Raw genomic sequence first — 20,645 nt, forward strand, 5'->3', positions numbered from 1 at the left:
CCGGCAGAAATCGAAAGAGCCTTTTTCGGTACGTTTCTCAAAAAACCAGAAACGTACCGAAATTCTTTTCAAAACAACAGCCTAAGAGATTTTGAAACGCTTCGGATCACGAAGAAACCACCAGCCTCGAATGCCCCACGCCACCGCCTTTCTCCACCCGCACCTGCACGGCGATGCGCTCCTTGAGCGCCTCCACGTGGCTGATGATGCCGATCATCTTGCCGCTGTCGTTGAGCCGGTCGAGTGCGTCGAGGGCAATCTCCAGCGTGTCGGCATCGAGCGTGCCAAAGCCTTCGTCGAGGAACAGGGAGTCGATGGAGGTCTTGTGGCTGACCAGGTCGGACAGCGCCAGGGCCAGGGCCAGGCTGACGAGGAAGGCTTCGCCGCCCGATAGCGTGCGCGTGTCGCGCGGGGTGTCGCCCTGCCAGCTGTCGACGATGTCCAGTTCCAGCTCGCCCTCGGGCTTGCGGCGCAGCAGGTAGCGGCCGTGCAGGCGCGCCAGGTGGAGGTTGGCCAGGTGCAGCAGGTGGTCCAGGGTGAGGCCCTGGGCGAAGCGCCGGTATTTGTCGCCCTTGGCCGAGCCGATGAGGCCATCCAGGTGCTGCCACAGGTCGCTGTCGCTGGCTTGGGCGGCGATGTGCTCGAACAGGGCCTGCTGGCCCTGGCGGCGGCGCTGGTCGTCGGCCAGCTGGGCGCGGGCGCCGCCCAGTTGTTCGCTGAGTGCCGTATGGCGCTCCTGCAGTGTTTGCAGCAGGGCCTGTATGGCTTCGGGTGCCAGGTCGGTCAGGGCCTGGGCCTGCAGTTGCGCGTGCTCGCGCTGCGCGGCTTCCAGCAGGGTGGCCGCGCGCTGTTGTGCCGCCTGCAGTTGCTGGCGCAGCGCGGCCAGGCGCTGGCGTTCGGGTGCGGGCAGCAGGGCCTGCAGGTAGGTGGGTTCGTCGGCAAAGGGGCTGGTGCCCAGGGCGGCCTGCCATGCGGATTCGGCCTGGGCCGCTTCCTCGCGCTGGCGGGCCAGCGTGGCCTGGGCCTGTTGCTGCTGGCCTTGCAGGGCATCCTGCTGGCGTGTGAGAGCGGCGATGTCGCTGGCGCATTCGGCCAGGGCCTGCGGCAGCTGTTCCACGGGCGGCAAGGGCAGTGAAGGCGGCTCTGCCACAGCCGTATCGGCGGGATGGGGCTGCGCCGTTCTCTGCTCCTCCCACTGCGCCTCCCACTGTGTTTTCCAGCGCTGCGCATCGGCCTCGGCCGCCTCGCATTCCTTGCGCTGCAAGGCCATGGATTGGGCCAGTTGCTGCAGGTCGTGCCGGGCCTGTTGCCAGTGCTGCCATTCGGCTTCGCGCGCTTCAAGCCAGGGCTGGGCGTCGTCGGGCAGGGTGTGGCCGGCCTCGCCGAGTGAGGCCTGCAACTGCGCGTTCAGCGCCTGGGCTTCGGCCTGCAGGCCGGCGATGGATTGCTGCAGTTCTTCGCGGCGTGCGCTGTGGTCGGCCAGGGCCTGCTGCTGCAGCGCAAGCTGGCCTTGCGCGGTCTGCAGTGACTGGCGGCTGTGCTGGGCGGCGTCCTTGGCCTGTTGCACGGCCTGCTCGCCTTGCTCGGCGGCCTGCACGGCGCGCTTGAGCGTGTCCAGCTGCCGGGCGCAGGCCTGGGCCGATGCGGCGAGGGTGTCGGCCTGTTGCCAACTGTCTGGCGCGAGTTGCAGGGGTTGCGTGAGGCCCTGCCATGTGTGGTGCCATGTGCCGTGCCAGCGTGCGATGTCCTGTTCCAGTTCGTCGGCCTGGCGCTGGCGCGCAGCCTGCGCGGCCGTGGTGGCGGCCAGCGTGGCGCGGGCGGTTTCGCCCTGGGTTTGCAGGGCGTCGAGTTCATCCTGCTTGCGGCGCAGCGCGGCTTCGGTGGCCGAGGCGTCCAGCGCTTCGTAGGCGGCCACGGCCGGGTGCTCGTGCGCGCCGCACAGCGGGCAGGGCTGGCCGGGCTGCAGGGCGTGGCGGTGCTCGGACAGGCTTTGGATGCGCTGCTCCTGCAGGAGCAGGGTCTGCTTGTCCGCGACCTGTTCCTTGACGCTCTTGTACTGCTGCCGCAGGGCTTGCAGCGATGTGTCCTGCGCCCGCGCCTGTGCCTCTCCATCGCGCAATTCCTGCTCCAGCGCAGCTTGCTGGCGCGCAAGTTCGCGGCGCTGCGCGGCCTGGGTTTCTGCCTGGCGCCACAGGTGCAGGCGGTCCTGCTCTGCCTGCTCGCGCGCGCGCAGCTCGGCCATGCCGCCGCTGCCTTGAAGGCGCTGCGCCTGTTCGTCCTGCGCGTGCTGGAGTGCGGCGCTGGCGCGGGCCTGGGCGTCGGTGGCGGCCTGGACCTGGGCCGCGCCGGCTTCGGCGCTTTGCGCCATGCGGGCCTGTTCGGCATCCAGCTTGCGCAGGGCCTGCTGCTGGCTGGCCGCTTGCTGTTGCTGGCTGGCGCGCAGCTTGAACTGCTGGCGCCAGCTGCCCAGGCGCTCGCCCAGCAGGGCGTGGGCGGCATGGTGGGTGCAGAACTGTTCCAGCGTTTGGTGCTCGGCCTGCTGGCGGGCCAGGGTGTCTTGCGCGGCCTGGGCCAGGCGGGCGGACAGGGCCTGGGCATGGCGGTGCTGCAGCAGCAGCCGGGCCTGGGTCTGCTGTTCGTGCTCGCGCAGTTGCTGCAGTTGCTGGCGGCTGTCATCGCAGGCGGCGGTGCTGCGCTGCCAGGCCTGGTGCAGCGGCTGCAGCGCCTGCGCGGGCTCGTCATGGGCCAGTCTTTCCAGTTCGGGCGCGGCCTGCTCCAGTGCCTGGGCGGCGTCTGCGCAGCCGGTGCGGGCGGCCTGCAGTGTCTGGGTGGCCTGGGCCAGTTGCTGCTGCCATTGGTGCTGGGCCTGGGTGCGCAGGTAGTCGGCCTGCAGCGTGGCCTGCTCCGTCACCAGGCTGTCGGCCTGGGCCTGCAGGGCATCGCGCGCCTCGGGCGTCAGCAACTCCACGCCATCGGCCTGGGCCTTGAGCTGGTCCAGGCGCTGGCGGGCGTCGCGGGCGCGTTCGAAGACTTTCTGCGAGATGAGGCCGTAGATCTCGGTGCCTGTCAGCTCTTCCAGCAGGCCGGCGCGCTCATTGGCATTGGCTTGCAGAAAAGCGGCAAAGCCGCCCTGGGCCAGCAGCATGGACTTGGTGAAGCGCTCGAAGTCCAGGCCAGTGATGGCGGCGGTCTGCTCCAGCTTGTCGCGCGTCTGGCTGCTGAGAATGCTGCCGTCGCCCCGGGCCAGTTCCACCTTGGGCGCCTGCAGCGCGCCATCGAGCCTGTCGCGTGCGCGGCGCTGGCTCCAGAAGGCGCGGTAGACCTGCCCCTTGACCTCGAACTCGACCTCGGCCAGACAGTCGGCCGTGTGGCGCGTCATGAGGTCGTTGGCCGATGCCGAGATGTTGTTCAGCCTGGGTGTCTGGTGGTACAGCGCCAGGCAGATGGCATCGAGCAGGGTGGACTTGCCCGCGCCCGTGGCCCCGGTGATGGCGAACAGGCCGTTGCCCGCGAACGGTGCCTGCGTGAAGTCGATGCGCCATTCGCCCTTGAGCGAGTTGAGGTTCTTGAGCCGCAGCGTAAGGATCTTCATGCGCGGGCCTCCTCGCCGTGTTCGCCGGCGCCTGGCTGGGGCGCGTCAAGCCCGGCCACCACTTCCTGGTAGCGCCGGGTGAGGGCCTGGGCCAGGCCGGGCTCCAGTGTTTCCAGCGCCAGGCGGCGCTCGAAGACGTCGGCGGGGCTGATCTCATGCAGCGACTCGCCAGCGGCGGCGGTCATGCCGGCCACCGCCCGGCCGCGCTGGCGCCGCACGCGCAGCAGTTCCACGGGCAGCTCGTCAGCCAGGGCCTGCACGCGGTCGGTGAGCTGGGGCAGGTAGTCGTCCTGCTCCACCACCACCTCCAACCACACGGGCCGTGCAGGGCTGCCGGTCTGGGCGGCGGCGCGCATCAGATCCGGCAAGGCGGTCAGGCTGCCTGCCACCGAGGCCATGGGCTGAAAGCAGGGCACGGGCAGCGGCGTGACGGCCTGCAGCCCTTCGGGGCCCAGGTCCACCAGCAGCATCTGCTTGGACTGGCGGGCCTCGTCAAAGCTCAGCGCAATGGGCGAGCCGCTGTAGCGGATGTGCTCCAGGCCGCCCACTTTCTGCGGCTGGTGGATGTGGCCCAGGGCCACGTAGTCGGCGGGCGGAAAGGCCGAGGTGGGGAAGGCGTCCAGCGATCCCACGTAGATCTCGCGCACGGACTCGCTGCTGCTGGCGCCCACGGTGGTGAGATGGCCCGTGGCGATGATGGGCAGGCGCTGGCCGGATGCGGCGGCCAGCGCGTCACGGCGTGCCATGGCGGCGTCGTGCACGCTGCGGTAGCAGGACTCGATGGCGGCCTGCAGCGCCTGCTGCTTTTGCTCGGCGCTCTGGCCGGGCTGGCTCAGCACCAGGTCGCGCGGGCGCATGAAGGGCAGGGCGCAGACGATGCAGCCGGGCGCGGCCGGCTGCCCCGGCCGGCGCCGCAGCGGCAGCTCGACCACGTGGCTGGCCGTCTCGCCCACGGCGGCAACCACGGTGGTGTCCAGGCAGGCCAGCAGCTCGCGGTTCTCTGCCAGCGTGGCCACGGAGTCGTGGTTGCCGCCCAGCAGCAGCAGGGCCACGCCCGCCGCATGCAGGCGAACCACCAGCTGGCTGTACAGCTCGCGCGCATAGCTGGGCGGCGCGCCGGTGTCGAAGATATCGCCCGCGATGAGCACGGCATCCACCGCCTGGGCATCGACCTGCTCCAGCAGCCAGTCGATGAGCGCAGCGTGCTCGGCCTGGCGGCTCTTGCCCATGAAGTGCTGGCCCAGGTGCCAGTCGGAAGTGTGAAGAAGGCGCATGGTTTCGGTATCGCGGTATCGGTGCAATGTCCGCCGGCTGTGGCGGGGGCGACAGTATGGTCGCTGGCGCGCATGGGTGACAGCAGGACGGCGTGCCGCAGCTAACATCCCGGTTCGCATCAACCAAGGAGACACAGGCATGTTCAGCCACGTCATGGTCGGGGTCAACGACCTCGAAAAATCCAAGCAGTTCTACGACGCATTCCTGGGCGCGCTCGGCGTTGCCCCGGGCATGGCCAACAAGAACCGCTATTTCTACCGCAGCGCGGGCGGCACGTTTGCCATTTCCACACCGATCAACGGCGAGTCTGCCTGCCACGGCAATGGCGCGACCATTGGCTTTGCGACGCAGTCGCCCGAGCAGGCCGACGCGGCCCATGCCGCCGCCGTGGCAGCCGGGGGCGTGACCTGCGAGGATCCGCCCGGCTGGCGCGAGGCTTCGCCCGGTGGCCGGCTGTACCTGGCCTATGTGCGGGATCTGGATGGCAACAAGCTGTGCCTGTTGCATCGGCCGCCCAAGGCCTGAGCGAATACCGCATCCCGGCATATACAAACCCCTCTGCGCCATACTCCCGCCCGAACGCGCCCGCCGGGCGCTCACCCCCAAGGAGAATGCGTGCAATCAGCAAGTGACCAGTGGTTCGACGAGGCGTACTACCAGCGCTACTACTTCGACAAGAAGACCAGCGTGGTCGATACCGAGCATGTGAACCGTCTGGGCGCTTTCGTCTGTTCCTATCTGAGTTATGTGCGCGTGCCCGTGCGCCGCGTGCTGGATGTGGGCTGCGGCATCGGTCTGTGGCGCGAAGCGGTGCAGCGCCACTTCCCCGGTGCCAGCTACCACGGCGTGGAGTTCAGCGAGTACCTGTGCGGGCGCTTCGGTTGGGAGCGCGGCTCGGTGGTGGACTATGCGGCGCATGATCCTGCAGAGCCCTTCGATCTGGTGATCTGCCAGGGCGTGCTGCCCTATCTGAGCCCGCCGGATCTCAAGCGCGCGCTGGCCAATCTGGGGCGGTTGAGCCGAGGCGGTCTGTATGTGGAGGCGGTGGCGCGCGAGGATTACGAACGCGGCGTGATCGATGAGGATCTGACCGATCCGCGCCTGTTCCGCCACCGGGCCGATCTGTACCGGCGCGGGCTGGCCGAGCATTTCAAGGAACTGGGAGGCGGCGTGTGGCTGAGCCGCCGCGCCGAGCTGCCGCTGTTCGAGCTGGAAAGCGTGGGATGAGCCTGGAAATGTCAGCTGTGCCTGCTGCGGCGCAGGATGCCTGCGTGCCTCTGTCCTATCTGCGCGGCGTGGACTCCGGCGTGGCGCCGCATGCGGTCTCGCGGCTGCGCACGCAGCGGCTGGCGCGCAGCACGCGGCCCTTTCTGTCACGCGGCGGGCCGCGCGGTGAGCGTTGCGAGGGATGCCGGCTGCGGCCTTCGCACTGCCTTTGCGCGCTGCGTCCCATGCTGCCGACGCGGGCGGGCTTTTGCCTGTTGATGCACGATGCCGAGCCGCTCAAGCCCAGCAACACGGGCTGGCTGATCGCCGATGTGGTGGAGCAGACGCATGCCTTCGGCTGGGCGCGCACCGAGGCCGATGCGGGCCTGCTGGCCTTGCTCGATGATCCGCAGTGGCAGCCCTATGTGGTGTTTCCCGGCGAGTTCGTGGAGCCGCCGCAGCGCGTGGTGCATGCGCTGTCGGCGCCCCGAGCCGGGGTCGAACCGAACCAAGGCCGGCGTCCGCTGTTCATCCTGCTGGACGCGACCTGGCCCGAGGCGCGCAAGATGTTCCGCAAGAGCCCTTACCTGGACCGCTTTCCGGTGCTGAGCCTGCACCCGGACCAGGTGTCGCAGTACCGTCTGCGTCGCTCCCAGCGCGAAGACCATTTCTGCACCAGCGAGGTGGCGGCCCTGTGCCTGGAGCTGACGGGCGACGGAGGCGACCGGCGCGCAGGCCGCGCGCTGGAGAGCTACCTGGCGCTGTTCACCGAGCACTATCTGCGCGCCAAGAACCAGCAGCCGGTGCAGGCAGACAGTGGCGCGCGCCGTGGTCTGCAGGACGCAGTCTCATCCCGCTGTACGCCTGAAGAATAAAAACGATAGCGGTGAACGCTTGTGTTCATTGGGATTGGCGTCGTTTTGTTCCAAATTGTTGACAGCGCATCCAACTCCCCTTGCCCTGTGTTCGCCAGTGGCTCAACAGGGCGGCGTGAGGCAGGGCGCAGCAGCGGCGGCGACAACTTCCTGTTACGTTCCGGCCGCGGTGCGCTGCCCATACTCGCGGCGTGCGATGAGAGGTGGACAGGCGGCGGGGCGGGGTGACCCAGGACTCCAGGCCGAATGTCCATCGAACCTGGCCCGCAGGCGGTGATGGCTAAAATCGGATTTCGCTGAAATTCATCAGCCATTGCCCTGTACTGCAGGGCATGTTCGTGCACGCAGGGCCGCCCGTAGAGGCGGCCCGCATCCTCCAGGTGCGCCGCAGCCGCGGCTCGCGGATTGCTGGTCACAGCATCCGCCGGGAACCTTGGGGCGTGCCGTCTCTCTTATCGCGCTGGACCATGCGTTGCGACCCTCCCGGGGACGGCTGCGCCATGTCCGCGTGCTCCATTTTTCATGGGGTTTGTTCATGGCCCGGGGCGTATGCCCCGGCGTTGGAAAGGTGTCCGGTTTTGGTGGTCAAGGATTTCAAACTGCACTACAACCCCGCCCTTGACGGGCTGCGGGGCGTGGCGATCCTGTTGGTGATCTTGTCGCACTCCCATGCGCCTTTGTTCGATGGCGCATTCTTCGGGGTGGACCTGTTCTTCGTGCTCAGCGGCTATCTGATCACCTCGCTGCTGCTGATGGAGAACGAATCCGAAGGCCGCATCGGCTTCTGGCGCTTCTATCGCCGCCGCTTCTATCGCCTGATGCCGGCGCTGGCCCTGTTCCTGGGCGCGTACTGCATCTTCGCGCCCTTGCTGTGGCCGGACTTGAATGACATCTACACCGATGCGCTGGTCTCCATCCTCTATCTGGCCGACTACGGCATCGCCTTCTTCGACAGCCCGGACACGCTGCTGCACATGTGGTCGCTGTCGGTGGAGGAGCATTTCTACCTGATCTGGCCGCCGCTGCTGGTGCTGCTGCTGCGCTTTTCCAAGCCGGGCCGTCTGTGGCGCCCGATTGCCCTGCTGTGGGCGCTGAGCTGGCTGTGGCGCGTGTACTGGGTGGACCAGGGCCAGCACTTCTATGAGATCTTCTTTCGCTTCGACACCCGTGCCTCGGGCCTGTTCGCCGGTGCGCTGCTGGCGGCGGTGATGATCGAGCGGCCCGACTTCATCGCTGCACTGAAGGCGCGCATGCACCACGCCATGTGGGTGCCGCTGGCCGTGCCGCTGTTGATGGCGCTGCAATGGGACAACCAGGACGCCATGGTCTGGGGCATCACCGTGGTGGAATGCGCCGCCGTGGTGCTGCTGGTGGCGGCAAGCCAGGGCTCGGGCCTGGTCTTCGACATGCTGTCGTCGCCCACGCTGGTGAAGCTGGGCCGCCTGTCCTATGGCGTCTACCTCTGGCACTACCCGGTGGTGCGCTATCTGCGCGCCGACTTCTCGTGGCCCGTGGTGGTGGCGCTGGGACTGGCGATCTCGGTGGCGCTGTCGGCGCTGTCGTTCTACACGATCGAGCGCTGGGCGTTGCGCATGCGCGATGGCGAGCGCAAGGGCGGCGAGCGCCAGCCGCAGGCGCAGCCGGCCTGAATGCCGGCAGCGCGCCGAAAGCAAAAAAGGGAACGTTGGCACGTTCCCTTTTTTTGTGGGTGAAGGAGATCCGCTGCGCTCTCAGAACCCTGAGCCGGGCTGGGACAGGTACTGCAGTTCCTCGGCCGTGCTGGTGCGGCCCAGGATGGCATTGCGGTGCGGAAAGCGGCCGTAGCGCACGATGACGTCGCGGTGCCGGTGGGCGTAGTCCAGCGTGCCGGCGAGGAACTCGCGCACGCCCTCGCCGCCAGCGTCACCGGCCTGGTCGGCCAGGGCCTGGAAGGCGGCCACGCTGCGGTCCTGCAGGGCCAGGTCTTCGGCATGCTCCAGCGGCAGGTAGCAGAAGATGCGCGCCACGGCTGGCAGGTCGGCATGCCGGTCATGGCCCAGGGCGATGCCGTCCAGCGCCAGTTGCAGCGCCTGCGGGTCGCCTGCAAAGCTGCGTGCCGTGCCCCGGAACAGGTTGCGCGTGAACTGGTCCAGCAACACGATCAGCGCCAGCCGCCCCAGCGCCGTGCCGGCCCAGCCGTCCAGTTGGCCGGCCAGCGCATCTTCGACCAGGGCGCCGAAGCGCTCGCGGATCTGGTCGTCAGTGGCATCGGACTTGATGAACCACAGGTTCTTGCAGGCCAGGGCGCCCGCGTTGTCGGGATGCGCGGAGCCCAGCCAGTAGCTGAGCACGTCGGCGATGCGCGGGTCTGCGGCGTGAGAAGGGGCAATGCTTGTCATCGGTGGCCAGGCTCTTGTCGGATGAGGAAGCCTTCGATTGTGCAGGCGGTGGCGTACTGCCCTTGTGGATGGCAGGTTTTGCGCTGTCAAAGCACAGCTTGTGCAAATGTTTTTCAAGAGAATGCGCACAGGTTTTTCAAGAGAAATTACCGGTGTTATCCACAGATTGGTATTCGGATTTCATTGCTGGTGCCTGTCAATCAGGCACTCATGAATTCAAGATTTCGCGTGGCAATGTTGCGAAAGTCCCCGGAGATGCGCGCATCCTGCGCCACGGCCTGCCAGAAGCGGCGTGCCAGCGCCTGGGCCTGCGGCCATTCGGCCAGCGTGGCGGCCGTTGGTCGCTGGGGCTGGGCGCCGAAGTCGCGCTCCACGATCTCGCCGTTGATGGGCATGTAGAGCATGGGCAGCATGTCGTAGGTGGGCGACAGCGCCCAGTCGCCATGGGGCTGCGGCAGCACGAAGGAGATGTTGCCGTAGTGCCGGTCGGTGTTGGCGATGAGCTGGCCGTAGGCTTCGAGCAGGCGCAGGCTGCGCGCGTCGGCCTCGGTGATGAGGCCGCGTGCGGCCAGTCGGTTGGCCGTGGCCGCCCAGTTGTCCACCTCGCCCACGTACTGGGCATTGAGCACCTGCAGGGACACCATGCCGATGCGTCCAGGGTTGCTGCCCGGGTGGGCCTGTGAGACTGGCACATCGCCCGGCGACGGCTGGCTGCGGTCGAAGCGCTCCGATTCGAGGAAGGCGCGGCCCCCATCGAGGAACAGCCGCGTGCGCGCTGCGGGCAGGCCGTCTTCGGCCAGGGTCTGCAGTGCCAGGTGCTCGCAGACCAGCAGGTCGCGGATGCGCTGCTCGGCCGGCGCGTTGCCTGCCGGGGAGAACTTGACGATGACGCTGCGTCCGGCCGTGATGCAGCAGAACTTGGGCTGCTCGCCGCCCGCCGACGAGCCCGGATGCGTGCCCTGCATGGCCTGCATGGCCAGGCGCGGATAGTCGGCCGCAGAGGCGGCGCGCAGCGTGCGCGCGGGCAGGGAGTGGAAGCGCTCGAAGGCGGCTTCGCCCACGATGAGGTTGCCCGGCAGGTCTTCGCCAAAGCGGGCCAGGGCGCGCAGCACATCGTCCTCGCCCCACTGGCGCGGGTCGCCGCCCAGCTGCAGTTCGGGGTGGCTGTGCGCAAAGCTGCGGCCGATGAAGCCCTGGGGCCGCATGTCGTCCAGGAACCAGGGCAGGCCGTCGTGCTGCTCGCTGAGGCCGTCGGCCTCATCCACCCAGAAGCCGCCGCCGTGCAGGGCGATCATCCGGCCGAAGGGCGATGCATGGCCTTCGGCGTCCACGCGCATGATGGCCACCTCGGCGCCCACGCCCGCCACCTGGCGCGGCAGCACATAGCGCTGCGTGCGCGCCGCCCCCACCTTGCGCACCTGGCCCGACTGGATCAGCGGTGCCAGCGCGCGCGACACCGTGGGCTGGCTCACGCCCAGCATCTGCTGCAACTCGCGCGCCGCCAGCGCACCGCCCTGGCGGCGCAGTGCTGCCAGCACCTGCAGGGAGAGGTCTTCAGTGGGCATGGGGAATCAATTCATGAATGGATGAAACAAGGGGTTAATTTATTGAAAATCAAGGATTTATGCAAATCCATGAATGGATATATGAATAGATAAAAAAACCGCGCCCAAGGGCGCGGCAAAGCTGGATTTCGCGGCGGCTTGCAGGTCTGCGAATCACGATCACAGCCTGTGAAACTGGCGTGCTCCAACTCAGAGACGCCGAGCAAGAGCCGCCTCGCGGCGGGGGCGCCTAGCCGAGGGCGTCGTCCCCTGGGGGAAGCGGCGCCAGCCGCTCAGGGGGTCAGAAATTGTGCGTGATACCCAGGCTGATGCCGCTGGCGCGTGTCTTGTTGCCTGCGCCCTGGTAACCGTTCTTCCATTTGGTCGTGTCCAGCTCCAGGAACAGGCTGGTGCGCTTGGACAGCTGGTAGTCCACGAAGCCGATCAGGCGCTGGAAGCCGTCGTCGCCCTGGCCCGTGCGCTCGCGGTCCACCTTGTAGTAGCCGCCGTTCAGGCCGATGACGGGTGTGATGGCGTAGCGTGCGCCCAGCGCCAGGATCTTGTTCGTGGTTTTCGCGGTGTCGCTGGTCTCGGCCTTGTTGCGGCCGTAGTTGAGCATCAGGCGCAGGTCGCCACGGCTCCAGGCGCCACCGATGTTGGCGGCGTCCAGCGTGCGTCCGCTGGCGTCGTGGAACTGGGTGTAGGCGCTGGTCAGCACCAGATCGTCCTGGCGCCAGTCCAGGCCCAGGCCGCGCGTGTCCAGGCGCGAGGCCGACACGCCGGTCTCCCCGAAGCTGTACATGGCGCGCGCCGTGAGGCCTCCAAAGCTGCCCGAGTACTTGATGGAGTTGTTGACGCGGTTGGAGCCCACCTTGGTGTTGGTGGCGCCCCATTCGTTGTTGAGGCCGTGGCCCGTGAGGCTGGTGACCTGGATGTTGGGGTTCAGGCCCGCAAAGCGCAGGGCGATGGGATCGACCAGGCCCACGGAGTCGGAGATCAGCGTGTTCTGCCGGCCAGCCGTGACCGCGCCCCAGTGGCCGGCCAGGCCCACGATGGCCGCCCGGTCGAAGGTGCCGGCCACGCCGCCGATGCCGCCCACGTCGGCGCCCAGCGTGGATTCGAGGTTGAAGATGGCGCGCAGGCCGCCTCCCAGGTCCTCGCTGCCGCGTATGCCCCAGCGGCTGGTGGGACCCACGCCGCTGTTGACCGAGCCCATGCTGCCCGCAGCCGGCGCATTGGCGCCCGACAGGCCGCTTTGTGCGCGCACCGACACGTCGATGATGCCGTACAGGCTCACGCTGCTGGTGGACTGCGCCAGGGCGGGGCCGGCCGCGCAGCCTGTGGCCAGCAGGGCGAGGGCGATGTTCTTCTTCATGGTGTCTCCTTGATTTCTTCTGGAAGGCGGGAACTTTGCGAGCGGCCGAGTTTCCGTATGGGAGCCGGTACTGCCTATGTCCGGCGGGCACTAGCTGCTATGTCGTTTCGTTCTCGAAGTGGCTGCGCGCAGGTGCCGGGCAACACCCACTGCAGGGACAGGGAATAGCCCCTGGCGGGACAATGTCGCTCTCAAAAAACATAGCGCCATGCGTATGGCATGCATGGCGCTTCAGGGTTTCGTGTCGGGCTTTCTGAGGCTTGTGCTGTCGTGATGAATCGCCGCTTTTTGTTGATGGTCGTGGCAGCGGGCTGCAGCCTGGCCGCGACCGGATGTTCGGGAAAGTCCGGACCTGGGAATGTCTCGGTTTCGCGGCAAAGGCTGCAGGAGGTGGTGGCCCAGCGCTTTCCCCGGCAGTTCCCCGTGGCCGGCATGCTGCAGCTCAAGCTGCATTCGCCGGTGCTGGGATTGCTGCCCGAGCGCAACGCGCTCAATGCGGTGCTGCAGGCCGATCTGTCGGGGCCCGTGCTCAAGCAGGGCTATGGCGGCCATCTGAACTTGGACTTCGCGCTGCGCTACGAGCCCACGGACCGCACGCTGCGCGCCCACCAGATCAAGGTCAACAGCCTGGTCATCAATGACCTGGCGCCCGCCATGAGCGACATGCTCACCACCTACGCCAGCGCGCTGGCCGAGCAGGCGCTGGGCCAGCTCGTGCTCTACCAGCTGCAGGACAAGGAACTGGCCCTGATGGACTCGCTGAACATGGAGCCCGGCGCCATCACGGTGACGCCGGACGGCCTGAGCGTGGCCCTGGTCCAGAAGCCCGTCGCGCCGCGCTGAGCGCAGCGGCGCGCCTTCGTCCTTCCCTTCGCCCGCGCCTCAGTCTGCGCGGATATTGGCGGCGCGAATCACCTCGCCCAGCTCGGCGCTCTCGGCCTGAATGAAGGCGCCGAACTCGGCCGGCGTGCCGCCCATGGGCGATGCGCCGATGTCGGCCAGCTTCTGCAGCACGGCGGGCTGGGCCAGGCTCTTGTTCAAAGCCTGGTTCAGCGCCTGCACCACGGCCGGCGGCGTGCCGGCCGGCGCCACCAGGCCCCACCACACGGTGGCCTGCACATTCACTCCCAGCGAGCGTGCCGTGGGCACGCCCGGCAACAGGCGCGAACCATTGTGGTTGAGCACCGCCAGGGCGCGCAGCGCACCGCTGCCCACATGGCCGGCCACCTCCAGCGGGTTGATGGCCATGAAGTCCAGCCGCCCGCCCAGCAGGTCGGTCACGGCGGCCGAGCCGCCCTTGTAGGGAATGTGCACGGCCTGGAAGCCGCCTGCGCGCTCCAGCAGGGCACTGGCCATGTGGCCCGAGCTGCCCACGCCAGCCGTGCCATAGGACAGCGCGCCGGCCTTGGCCTTGCCGGCGGCGATCAGCTCGGCCAGGTTCTTGTGGGGCGACTTGGCGTTGACCACCACGACCAGCGGCGCCTCGCCGATGCGGCCCACCGGGATGAGGTCCTTGAGCGGATCGAAATTGAGCTTGGCGTACAGCGCCTTGTTGGTGGTCAGCGTATTGGATGCCGTCAGCAGCAGGTAGCCGTCGGCCGCGCCGCGTGCCACCGCGCCCATGCCGATGTTGGTGCCGCCGCCGGGCTTGTTGTCCACCACCAGGGACTGGCCCAGCAGCTCGGCCATGGGCGGCGTGACCAGGCGCGTGATGATGTCCACGCCGCCGCCGGGCGAGTAGGGCACGACTACGGTCACGGGGCGCTCGGGGTAGCCGGCCGCTGTGGCGACCAGGGGCAGGGCCGCCCAGGCGGCGGCGGTGGTGCCGAGCAGGGCCAGTGCGTGGCGGCGGGTGGAATGTCTTGTCATGCATGTCTCCGTTGATTGTTATGACCCGGCGGCAGGGCCGGGTCTGCCATTATTTAGCGTGCCAAGCATGGCTGGGCGCCGAACGTTACGATGCAGCGGCCATCGATTTCTTGGCGAACCCGTCCAGCCTTCAAGGTGCCCCATGACTTCACAGAATCCGCTTTCCGCCTTTTCCGTCACGCGCAAGTGGCCGGCCACGCAGCCGGACCGCATCCAGCTGTATTCCCTGCCCACGCCCAACGGCGTCAAGGTGTCGATCGCTCTGGAGGAGATGGGCCTGCCGTATGAGGCGCACCGCGTGGGCTTCGAGAGCAATGACCAGCTCTCGCCCGAGTTCGTGGACACCTTTCCCAACAACAAGATCCCGGCCATCCTGGACCCGCAAGGCCCGGGCGGGAAGCCGCTGGCGCTGTTCGAATCGGGCGCCATCCTGGTCTACCTGGCCGAGAAGTCCGGCAGCCCGCTGCTGCCCGCCGACCCGGCCGCGCGCTATGAAACGCTGCAGTGGCTGATGTTCCAGATGGGTGGCGTCGGCCCCATGTTCGGCCAGTTGGGGTTCTTCCACAAATTCGCGGGCAAGGACTTCGAGGACAAGCGCCCGCGCGACCGCTACGTGAACGAGTCCGTGCGCCTGCTGGGTGTGCTGGAGCGCCGCCTCACAGGCCGCGCCTGGGTGATGGGCGAGCAGTTCACCATTGCCGACATCGCCCTGTGGCCCTGGGTGCGCAACATGGTGGTGGAGCAGGGCTACAACGCGGCCGAACTGCTGGGCTGGGAGCGCTTTCCCGAGCTGCAGCGCGTGCTGGCCGCCTTCGTGGCGCGCCCGGCCGTGCAAAAGGGCCTGGTGACGCCGCCGCGCAACTGACCCGGCGGGCGTTGCATTCCTGGGCCGCACTGTCCCAGCCATGGTGGCTTTCAAAACCGGCGCGGGGGCCGCATCTGTCCGAGAATGCAGCGCCCCCTTTTTTCTTGCGGGCGCAGCCTCACAGGAGCCACGATGACCGCAGCCACCACCCCCGTCCTCCAGAGCCAGCCGCTGGGCCCGCTGTGGCCCACCATGGACCCCTTCCTGTTCTGTGCCCACCATGACGATGCCTATCCGCCCAGCGATGGCCGCCTGGGCGTGCAGGCCGTGGACCTGGAAGGCCGCCAGATGGGCAGCGACTTCAGCCGCAAGGACGGCTTTTCCATGTACCACGGCGATGGCGTGCCGGGCTTTCCCGGCCACCCGCACCGCGGCTTCGAGACCGTGACCCTGGTGCGCAAGGGCCTGATCGACCATTCCGATTCGCTGGGCGCGGCCGCGCGCTTTGGCGGCGGCGACGTGCAGTGGCTGACGGCCGGCAAGGGAATCCAGCATTCGGAGATGTTCCCGCTGCTCGACAGCGACGCGCCCAATCCGCTGGAGCTGTTCCAGATCTGGCTGAACCTGCCTGCGCGCTCCAAGATGGTGGAGCCGCACTTCACCATGTTCTGGAACGAGCGCATCCCGCGCCTGGAGCACGCAGACGCCGCAGGCCGCAGGACCGTGGTCACCGTGGTCGCAGGCAGCCTGCCCGGCACGGCGGCCGCCCTGCCGCCGCCGCCCGAATCCTGGGCCTCGCAACCCGAGGGCGACGTGGCCATCTGGACACTGCGCCTGGAGCCCGGCGCACGCTGGACGCTGCCGCGCGCAGCCGGTGCGGACACGCAGCGCATGCTGTATTTCTTTGCAGGCCAGGCACTGCAGGTCGGGCCCACGGCGCTGGCACAGCATGCGGCCCTGCATGTGGATGCCACGCAGGACTGGGAGCTGCACAACAGCGGCGCCGACGCCGTGGAATGCCTGGTGCTGCAGGGCCGCCCCATTGGCGAGAGCGTGGCGCAGTACGGCCCCTTCGTGATGAATACGCAGCAGGAAATCATGCAGGCCATGCAGGACTACCGGCGCACCCAGTTCGGCGGATGGCCCTGGGCCGAGCAGGACCCGGTGCATGGCGCAGAGAACCGGCGCTTTGCGCGCTACCCGGGCGCTGCGGCCGAGGAGCAGCCGCCGGCCGCCTGAGTCCGGTCAGGCCGCGTCAGGCCGTGTCTGCGGGCGGATGAAAGCTGGCCGGCGCGGGCGTGCGCCCCAGCTCCTTGAGGATCTTCAGCGTGATGGCCATGCCGGTGTTGCCTGCGGGCACGCCGGCATAGACGGCGGTCTGCAGCAGCACTTCGCGGATGGTGTCCAGATCCAGCGGCGCGGCCTCGGCATCGGCCGGGTCGGCCAGCAGCCCCGTACGGATGTGCAGCTCGAACTCTTCCCAGCGGCCCATGGAGGCCGTGATGGCCAGCACCATGATGCGGCGCGTGCGGCGCTCCAGGCCGGGGCGGCTCCAGATGCCGTCCCAGGCATAGGCCGTGATCATGCGCTGGAACTCCACATTCAGTTCGTTGGCGCGCGCCACGGATTGGTCCACCCATTCATCGCCCAGCACGCGGCGGCGGTTGGCAAGGCCGCGCTGCAGGGCGTCGGCGGAAGGTTCGGTCATGGCGGGGGTTCCTGTGTCAATCATGGGAATGGGCATTGGCGTGGGCGTGGGTCTGCGGCGCTGCCAGCAGCGCCAGGCACGCATCATGCGATGCCTGCACGGCGCGGGCCGGGTCGCAGGCCCGGGCCAGCGCATCTTGCAGCGCCTGCAGGGCCGCTGCGTCCAGCCGGGGCGCGGCCCATTCGGCCAGCAGCAGGCGCAGCTCGCGCCCCTGCTCCAGCGCCTGCGGGGCCAGCAGCTCCACGGCGGCCAGGGCCTCGGGCTTGCCCGTCCAGGGTGCCATGGCGTGCACGCAGGCCTCTGAAAACACCAGTCCGTGCAGGCCCCGCACATGGCCCAGCATGCGCTGCGGATGCACCTGCAGCGACTGCGCGGCCTGGCGCAATGCGGCGGCGGCGCCATGCACATGGCGCCACAGGTCGGGCCAGTGCGCGACCTCGGCCTGCCACTCGCCCAGCGCGCGCTCATGGGCCTGGGCCATGCAGCCCAGCAGCAGGGCCGCAAGCTGGGGCACGGCCTGGGCCTGTGCCACTGCCTGCATCAGGTGCACGGGATTGCGCTTGTGCGGCATGGCGCTGGAGGTGCTGCCGCGCGGCGCCTCGCTGACCTCGCCCACCTCGTACTGCGCCATCAGCGACCAGTCCTTGGCCAGCTTGGCCAGGCTGCCGCCGCATACGGCGGCCTCCATGGCCAGGCGCATCCAGTCGTCGCGCTGGGTATGCCAGCTGTGGCCGCAGGCCGACAGGCCCAGGCGCCGGGCCAGTGCCTGCTCCACCTCGGCACGGCGGTTTCCCAGCACGGCGCCATTGCCCACGGCGCCGCCCAATTGCACGCACAGCGCAGCGGTGGCAAGCCTTTCAAACTGTTCGATGCTGCGCCCCACGGCGGCAGCCGACTGCGCGCACTTGAATCCGAAGCTGGTGATCTGCGCGGGCTGCAGCAGGCTGCGCGCCAGCATGGGCGTGGCCGCGTGCGTGCGGGCCAGGGCCTGCAGTGCGGACTGCAGCGCGTCCAGCTCGGCCAGCAGCGCCTGCAGGGCCTGCTGCGTGAGCAGGGCCTGCGCCGTGTCCACGGCGTCCTGCGTGGTCGCACCCCAGTGCAGCCAGGGCAGGCCTTCGGGGGCGTGGGCCTGCAGCCACTGCTGCAGCGGCCGCACCACGGCCAGGCCCAGCGCGCCGCTGGCGCGTGCCTGCTCCACCACGCCTTCGCACGTGAGCGGCGCCTGCGCGCAGGCGCGCGCAATGGCCTCGGCGGCCGGGCGCGGCACCAGGCCGCAGTCGGCCTGGGCCTGGGCCAGCGCGCTCTCGAAGCGCAGCAGCGCCTGCAGCCAGCGCGCGTCCGCAAACCAGTGGCCGCTGTCGGCGGGGCCCAGATAGTCCTTCACCAATGACATGCTGTCCTTGCCGGTCTCAGGCCGTGGCGCCCGAGGCCTTGATCACGGCGGCCCACTTGGCGCTCTCCACCTGGATGCGGGCCGCGTACTGCGCGCCATCGCCCAGCAGCGGCACGGCGCCCTCGATGCCCAGGCGCGACTGGAAGGACTCGGCAGACGCCACCTTGAGGATGTCGCGCCCCAGCGCGCGCACCGTCTCGGCAGGCGTGCCCCTGGGCGCGAGGATGCCGTAGGTCAGCGAGCTCTCGAAGTCGGCCAGTGCACGCACGCCGGACTCGGCCACCGTGGGCACGTCGGGCAGCTGGGGCTGGCGTTTGGCTCCGGTCACGGCCAGGGCGCGCAGCTTGCCGGCCTTCACCAGGGCCATGGCCGCGGGAATCACGCCAAAGCTGAAGTCCACATTGCCGCCCACCAGGTCGGTCAGCGACGGGGCCGTGCCCTTGTACGGCACGTGGATGGCCTTGGCGCCCAGCGCGTGGGCGAACATCTCGCCCGTCAGGTGGCCGCCCGTGCCCGAGCCGCTGGAGGCGTAGTTCATCTCGCCGCTGCGCTTGCGCATCTGCTCGGCCAGATCGGCCACGCTGCGCACGGGCGAGGAAGCCGGCACGACCAGCAGCAGGGCCGACGAGGCGAACATGGCCACCGGCTGCAGATCGGTGGCCGCATTGAACTTGAGGCCCGGATACAGCGAGGGATTGATGGACACCGTGCCCGTATGGCCCAGCAGCCAGGTGCTGCCGTCGCCGGCCGCACGCACCACGGCTTCCGTGCCCAGATTGCCGCCCGCGCCGGCCTTGTTCTCCACGATCATCCCGTAGCCGAAGGACTCGTTGAGGCCATGCGCCATCTGCCGCGCGAACACATCGTTGCCGCCGCCCGGCGCAAACGGCACCACCAGGCGGCTGCCGCGCTTTTGGGCCCAGGCCGGCAGCGCACAGGCGGCCAGCGCGGCGGCGGCGGTGGACAGCCACATCCGGCGCGGCAAAGAGGTCTGAGAGGCTTGAGCGGTTTGAGAGGTGGGCCGGGAATCCATGCGTCTGTCTCCTGAAATAGTCGTTGTCACGCAGTGTGGTGCAGCGCAGCCTGGGAAAACAGCAGTTGCATCTGCGTTGTGATTCAAGAAAATGTGTGAAATGGACGTGAGATACATACACAATTTCTTGAGAGTGGTGGACACCGGCTCCATGTCCGAGGCCGCTCGCCAGCTGGACCTGAGCCCCTCGGCCATTGCCCAGCAAATGCGCGTGCTGGAAGGCGAGCTGGGTGCGCCGCTGCTGGTGCGCCATGGCCGCAGCGTGCGCGCCACCGAGGCGGGCGAGCGGCTGTTCGAGCGTGGCCGCCAGCTGCTGCAGGACTTCGAGGGCCTGCGCGAGTGGGTGGCCTCGGACGCGGACGGCGGCGAGCTGCGGCTGGGCACCGTGAACACGGCGCTGCACGGCTTTGTGCCCGCCGTGATGCGGGCCTTCGTGGCGCGCCACGCCGAGGTGCGCATCAGCGTGCGCGCCGGCCTCACGCCCGAGCTGTACACGGCCCTGGTCCAGTCCGAGCTGGACGTGCTGATCTGCCTGCAACCCTCGTTCGACCTGCCCAAGACCGTGTGCTGGGCCGAGCTGCGCCAGGAGCCTTTGGTCGTGCTGTGCCGCGCCCGCGATGCGCAGCAGGACCCGCTGGCCCTGCTGCGCACCCGGCCCCTGGTGCGCTACGACCGCTCCCTGGCCGGTGGCCGGCTGGCCGACCGCTACCTGCGCGCCCAGGGCATTGCGCCGCTGGAGCGCATGGAACTGAACTCGGTGCTGGCCGTGGCCATGATGGTGGACCAGGGCCTGGGCGTGGGCCTGGTGCCCGACATAGGCCCCGTGCTCTCCCAGGGCCGCGACGTGCGCGTGCTGGCGCTGCCCGAGCAGGGCGCCGCTGCGGACGGCGCCGGCTCCCGCCCCGCCGATGCCCGCAAGGTGGGCCTGCTGTGGCTGAACACCTCGGCCCGCGCGCGCTGGGCGCGCAGCCTGCTCGAATGCGCGCGCGAGTGCCTGGCTTGAGGTCGGGCGGCCGGTGAACCCACGACCGCGACGCTGGAATGCCCCAGGTCGCCGACAATGGCAGCTTTGCGCGGCGCGCCTTCTGCGCTGCGGTTTTCCAAGGCCTTTGCCATGAACATCACCAAAGACACCGCCGTCACCATCAACTACAAGATCACCGACAAGCTGGGCAAACTGCTCGACAAGGGCGACGTGGCCTATCTGCACGGCGGCTACGACAACATCTTCGCCAAGGTGGAAGCCGCCCTGGACGGCAAGGCCGTGGGCGACACGCTGACCGTGGACCTGGCCGTGGAAGACGCCTTCGGCGCGCGCGACGAGAGCCTGACCCGCACCATCCCCAAGGGCGAGTTCCCGCCCGGCGTGAAGGTCGGCGGCCAACTGCGCGGCACCGATGACCAGGGCCAGCCCCAGATCTACCACGTGGTCAAGATCAAGGGCCCCGTGGTGCTGCTGGACGGCAACCACCCGCTGGCCGGCATGGCGCTGCACTTTGCCTGCAAGGTCACCGAAGTGCGCGCGGCCAAGCCCGAGGAAATCGAGCACCGCCACGTGCACGGCGGCCACGGCCACCACCATTGAGAGGCAG

Annotated in this window: 18 protein-coding genes; 9 read left to right on the forward strand and 9 right to left on the reverse strand. The window is 68.7% G+C overall.

The genetic code is table 11. The features are described 5' to 3' along the window. Positions 1-106: 106 nt before the first annotated feature. Together BW39_RS27625 and sbcD are read right to left on the reverse strand one after the other, a co-directional pair. Entirely contained in the window at positions 107-3,592 is a 3,486-nt protein-coding gene (locus BW39_RS27625) for an AAA family ATPase (protein ID WP_043825387.1), read from the reverse strand. Beyond that, complete coding sequence (gene sbcD / locus BW39_RS27630; protein ID WP_043825388.1) at positions 3,589-4,866, reverse strand: exonuclease subunit SbcD; 1,278 nt, start codon at positions 4,864-4,866, stop codon at positions 3,589-3,591. The genes BW39_RS27625 and sbcD overlap by 4 nt, the downstream gene beginning before the upstream one ends. Before the next feature lie 139 nt (positions 4,867-5,005). Between sbcD and BW39_RS27635 the strand changes: the two genes are divergently transcribed. The 4 genes from BW39_RS27635 (at position 5,006) to BW39_RS27650 (ending at position 8,597) form a co-directional block, all read left to right on the forward strand. Further along, entirely contained in the window at positions 5,006-5,392 is a 387-nt protein-coding gene (locus tag BW39_RS27635) for a VOC family protein (protein ID WP_013804558.1), read from the forward strand. 90 nt (positions 5,393-5,482) lie between these two features. Continuing rightward, on the forward strand, positions 5,483-6,094 hold the full coding sequence (locus tag BW39_RS27640) for a class I SAM-dependent DNA methyltransferase (protein ID WP_013804555.1): 612 nt from the start codon (positions 5,483-5,485) through the stop codon (positions 6,092-6,094). 8 nt (positions 6,095-6,102) lie between these two features. Further along, positions 6,103-6,948, forward strand: coding sequence for a tRNA-uridine aminocarboxypropyltransferase (locus BW39_RS27645; protein WP_152547332.1), 846 nt, complete (start codon positions 6,103-6,105; stop codon positions 6,946-6,948). Between the two features lie 500 nt (positions 6,949-7,448). Further along, entirely contained in the window at positions 7,449-8,597 is a 1,149-nt protein-coding gene (locus tag BW39_RS27650; RefSeq protein ID WP_013804553.1) for an acyltransferase family protein, read from the forward strand. Positions 8,598-8,678: 81 nt separating this feature from the next. On the opposite strand, the gene BW39_RS27655 is transcribed toward BW39_RS27650, so the two are convergent. From BW39_RS27655 to BW39_RS27665, 3 genes are all read right to left on the reverse strand, one after another. After that, entirely contained in the window at positions 8,679-9,326 is a 648-nt protein-coding gene (locus BW39_RS27655; RefSeq protein WP_013804552.1) for a DUF924 family protein, read from the reverse strand. A 200-nt stretch (positions 9,327-9,526) separates the two neighbouring features. Beyond that, the gene (gene yjjJ / locus BW39_RS27660; RefSeq protein WP_043825390.1) at positions 9,527-10,891 is read right to left on the reverse strand and encodes a type II toxin-antitoxin system HipA family toxin YjjJ; all 1,365 of its coding nucleotides are present in this window, start codon (positions 10,889-10,891) and stop codon (positions 9,527-9,529) included. 280 nt (positions 10,892-11,171) lie between these two features. After that, positions 11,172-12,245, reverse strand: coding sequence for a porin (locus BW39_RS27665; RefSeq protein ID WP_043825391.1), 1,074 nt, complete (start codon positions 12,243-12,245; stop codon positions 11,172-11,174). A gap of 393 nt (positions 12,246-12,638) precedes the next feature. Between BW39_RS27665 and BW39_RS27670 the strand changes: the two genes are divergently transcribed. Further along, complete coding sequence (locus BW39_RS27670; protein WP_224986070.1) at positions 12,639-13,088, forward strand: DUF1439 domain-containing protein; 450 nt, start codon at positions 12,639-12,641, stop codon at positions 13,086-13,088. 39 nt (positions 13,089-13,127) lie between these two features. Here BW39_RS27670 and BW39_RS27675 read toward each other — a convergent pair whose 3' ends face one another. Then, positions 13,128-14,114, reverse strand: coding sequence for a Bug family tripartite tricarboxylate transporter substrate binding protein (locus BW39_RS27675; RefSeq protein ID WP_013804548.1), 987 nt, complete (start codon positions 14,112-14,114; stop codon positions 13,128-13,130). 142 nt (positions 14,115-14,256) lie between these two features. Between BW39_RS27675 and BW39_RS27680 the strand changes: the two genes are divergently transcribed. Together BW39_RS27680 and BW39_RS27685 are read left to right on the forward strand one after the other, a co-directional pair. After that, positions 14,257-14,979, forward strand: coding sequence for a glutathione S-transferase C-terminal domain-containing protein (locus BW39_RS27680; protein ID WP_043825393.1), 723 nt, complete (start codon positions 14,257-14,259; stop codon positions 14,977-14,979). Between the two features lie 132 nt (positions 14,980-15,111). Then, positions 15,112-16,158, forward strand: a complete 1,047-nt coding sequence (locus tag BW39_RS27685; protein ID WP_043825395.1) for a pirin family protein — start codon at positions 15,112-15,114, stop codon at positions 16,156-16,158. A gap of 16 nt (positions 16,159-16,174) precedes the next feature. Here the strand turns inward: BW39_RS27685 and BW39_RS27690 are convergent, their stop codons facing one another. From BW39_RS27690 to BW39_RS27700, 3 genes are read right to left on the reverse strand one after another with little or no spacing between them, the layout of a single operon-like run. Next, positions 16,175-16,627, reverse strand: a complete 453-nt coding sequence (locus BW39_RS27690) for a carboxymuconolactone decarboxylase family protein (RefSeq protein ID WP_013804545.1) — start codon at positions 16,625-16,627, stop codon at positions 16,175-16,177. Between the two features lie 16 nt (positions 16,628-16,643). Then, positions 16,644-18,020 (reverse strand): lyase family protein, encoded by a 1,377-nt coding sequence (locus BW39_RS27695; protein WP_043825397.1) that lies wholly within the window; start codon positions 18,018-18,020, stop codon positions 16,644-16,646. Positions 18,021-18,036: 16 nt separating this feature from the next. Further along, positions 18,037-19,053 carry a Bug family tripartite tricarboxylate transporter substrate binding protein gene (locus tag BW39_RS27700; protein ID WP_043825399.1) on the reverse strand — a complete coding sequence of 339 codons (1,017 nt, stop codon included), beginning with the start codon at positions 19,051-19,053 and terminating at the stop codon, positions 18,037-18,039. A 100-nt stretch (positions 19,054-19,153) separates the two neighbouring features. On the opposite strand from BW39_RS27700, the gene BW39_RS27705 reads away from it, so the two are divergent. Both BW39_RS27705 and BW39_RS27710 read left to right on the forward strand, forming a co-directional pair. After that, entirely contained in the window at positions 19,154-20,056 is a 903-nt protein-coding gene (locus tag BW39_RS27705; protein ID WP_043825400.1) for a LysR family transcriptional regulator, read from the forward strand. A gap of 111 nt (positions 20,057-20,167) precedes the next feature. Beyond that, positions 20,168-20,638 (forward strand): FKBP-type peptidyl-prolyl cis-trans isomerase, encoded by a 471-nt coding sequence (locus tag BW39_RS27710; protein ID WP_034399899.1) that lies wholly within the window; start codon positions 20,168-20,170, stop codon positions 20,636-20,638. Positions 20,639-20,645 lie beyond the last annotated feature (7 nt).

Source organism: Delftia sp. RIT313 (genome assembly GCF_000632165.1).
Classification (GTDB): domain Bacteria; phylum Pseudomonadota; class Gammaproteobacteria; order Burkholderiales; family Burkholderiaceae_C; genus Comamonas; species Comamonas acidovorans.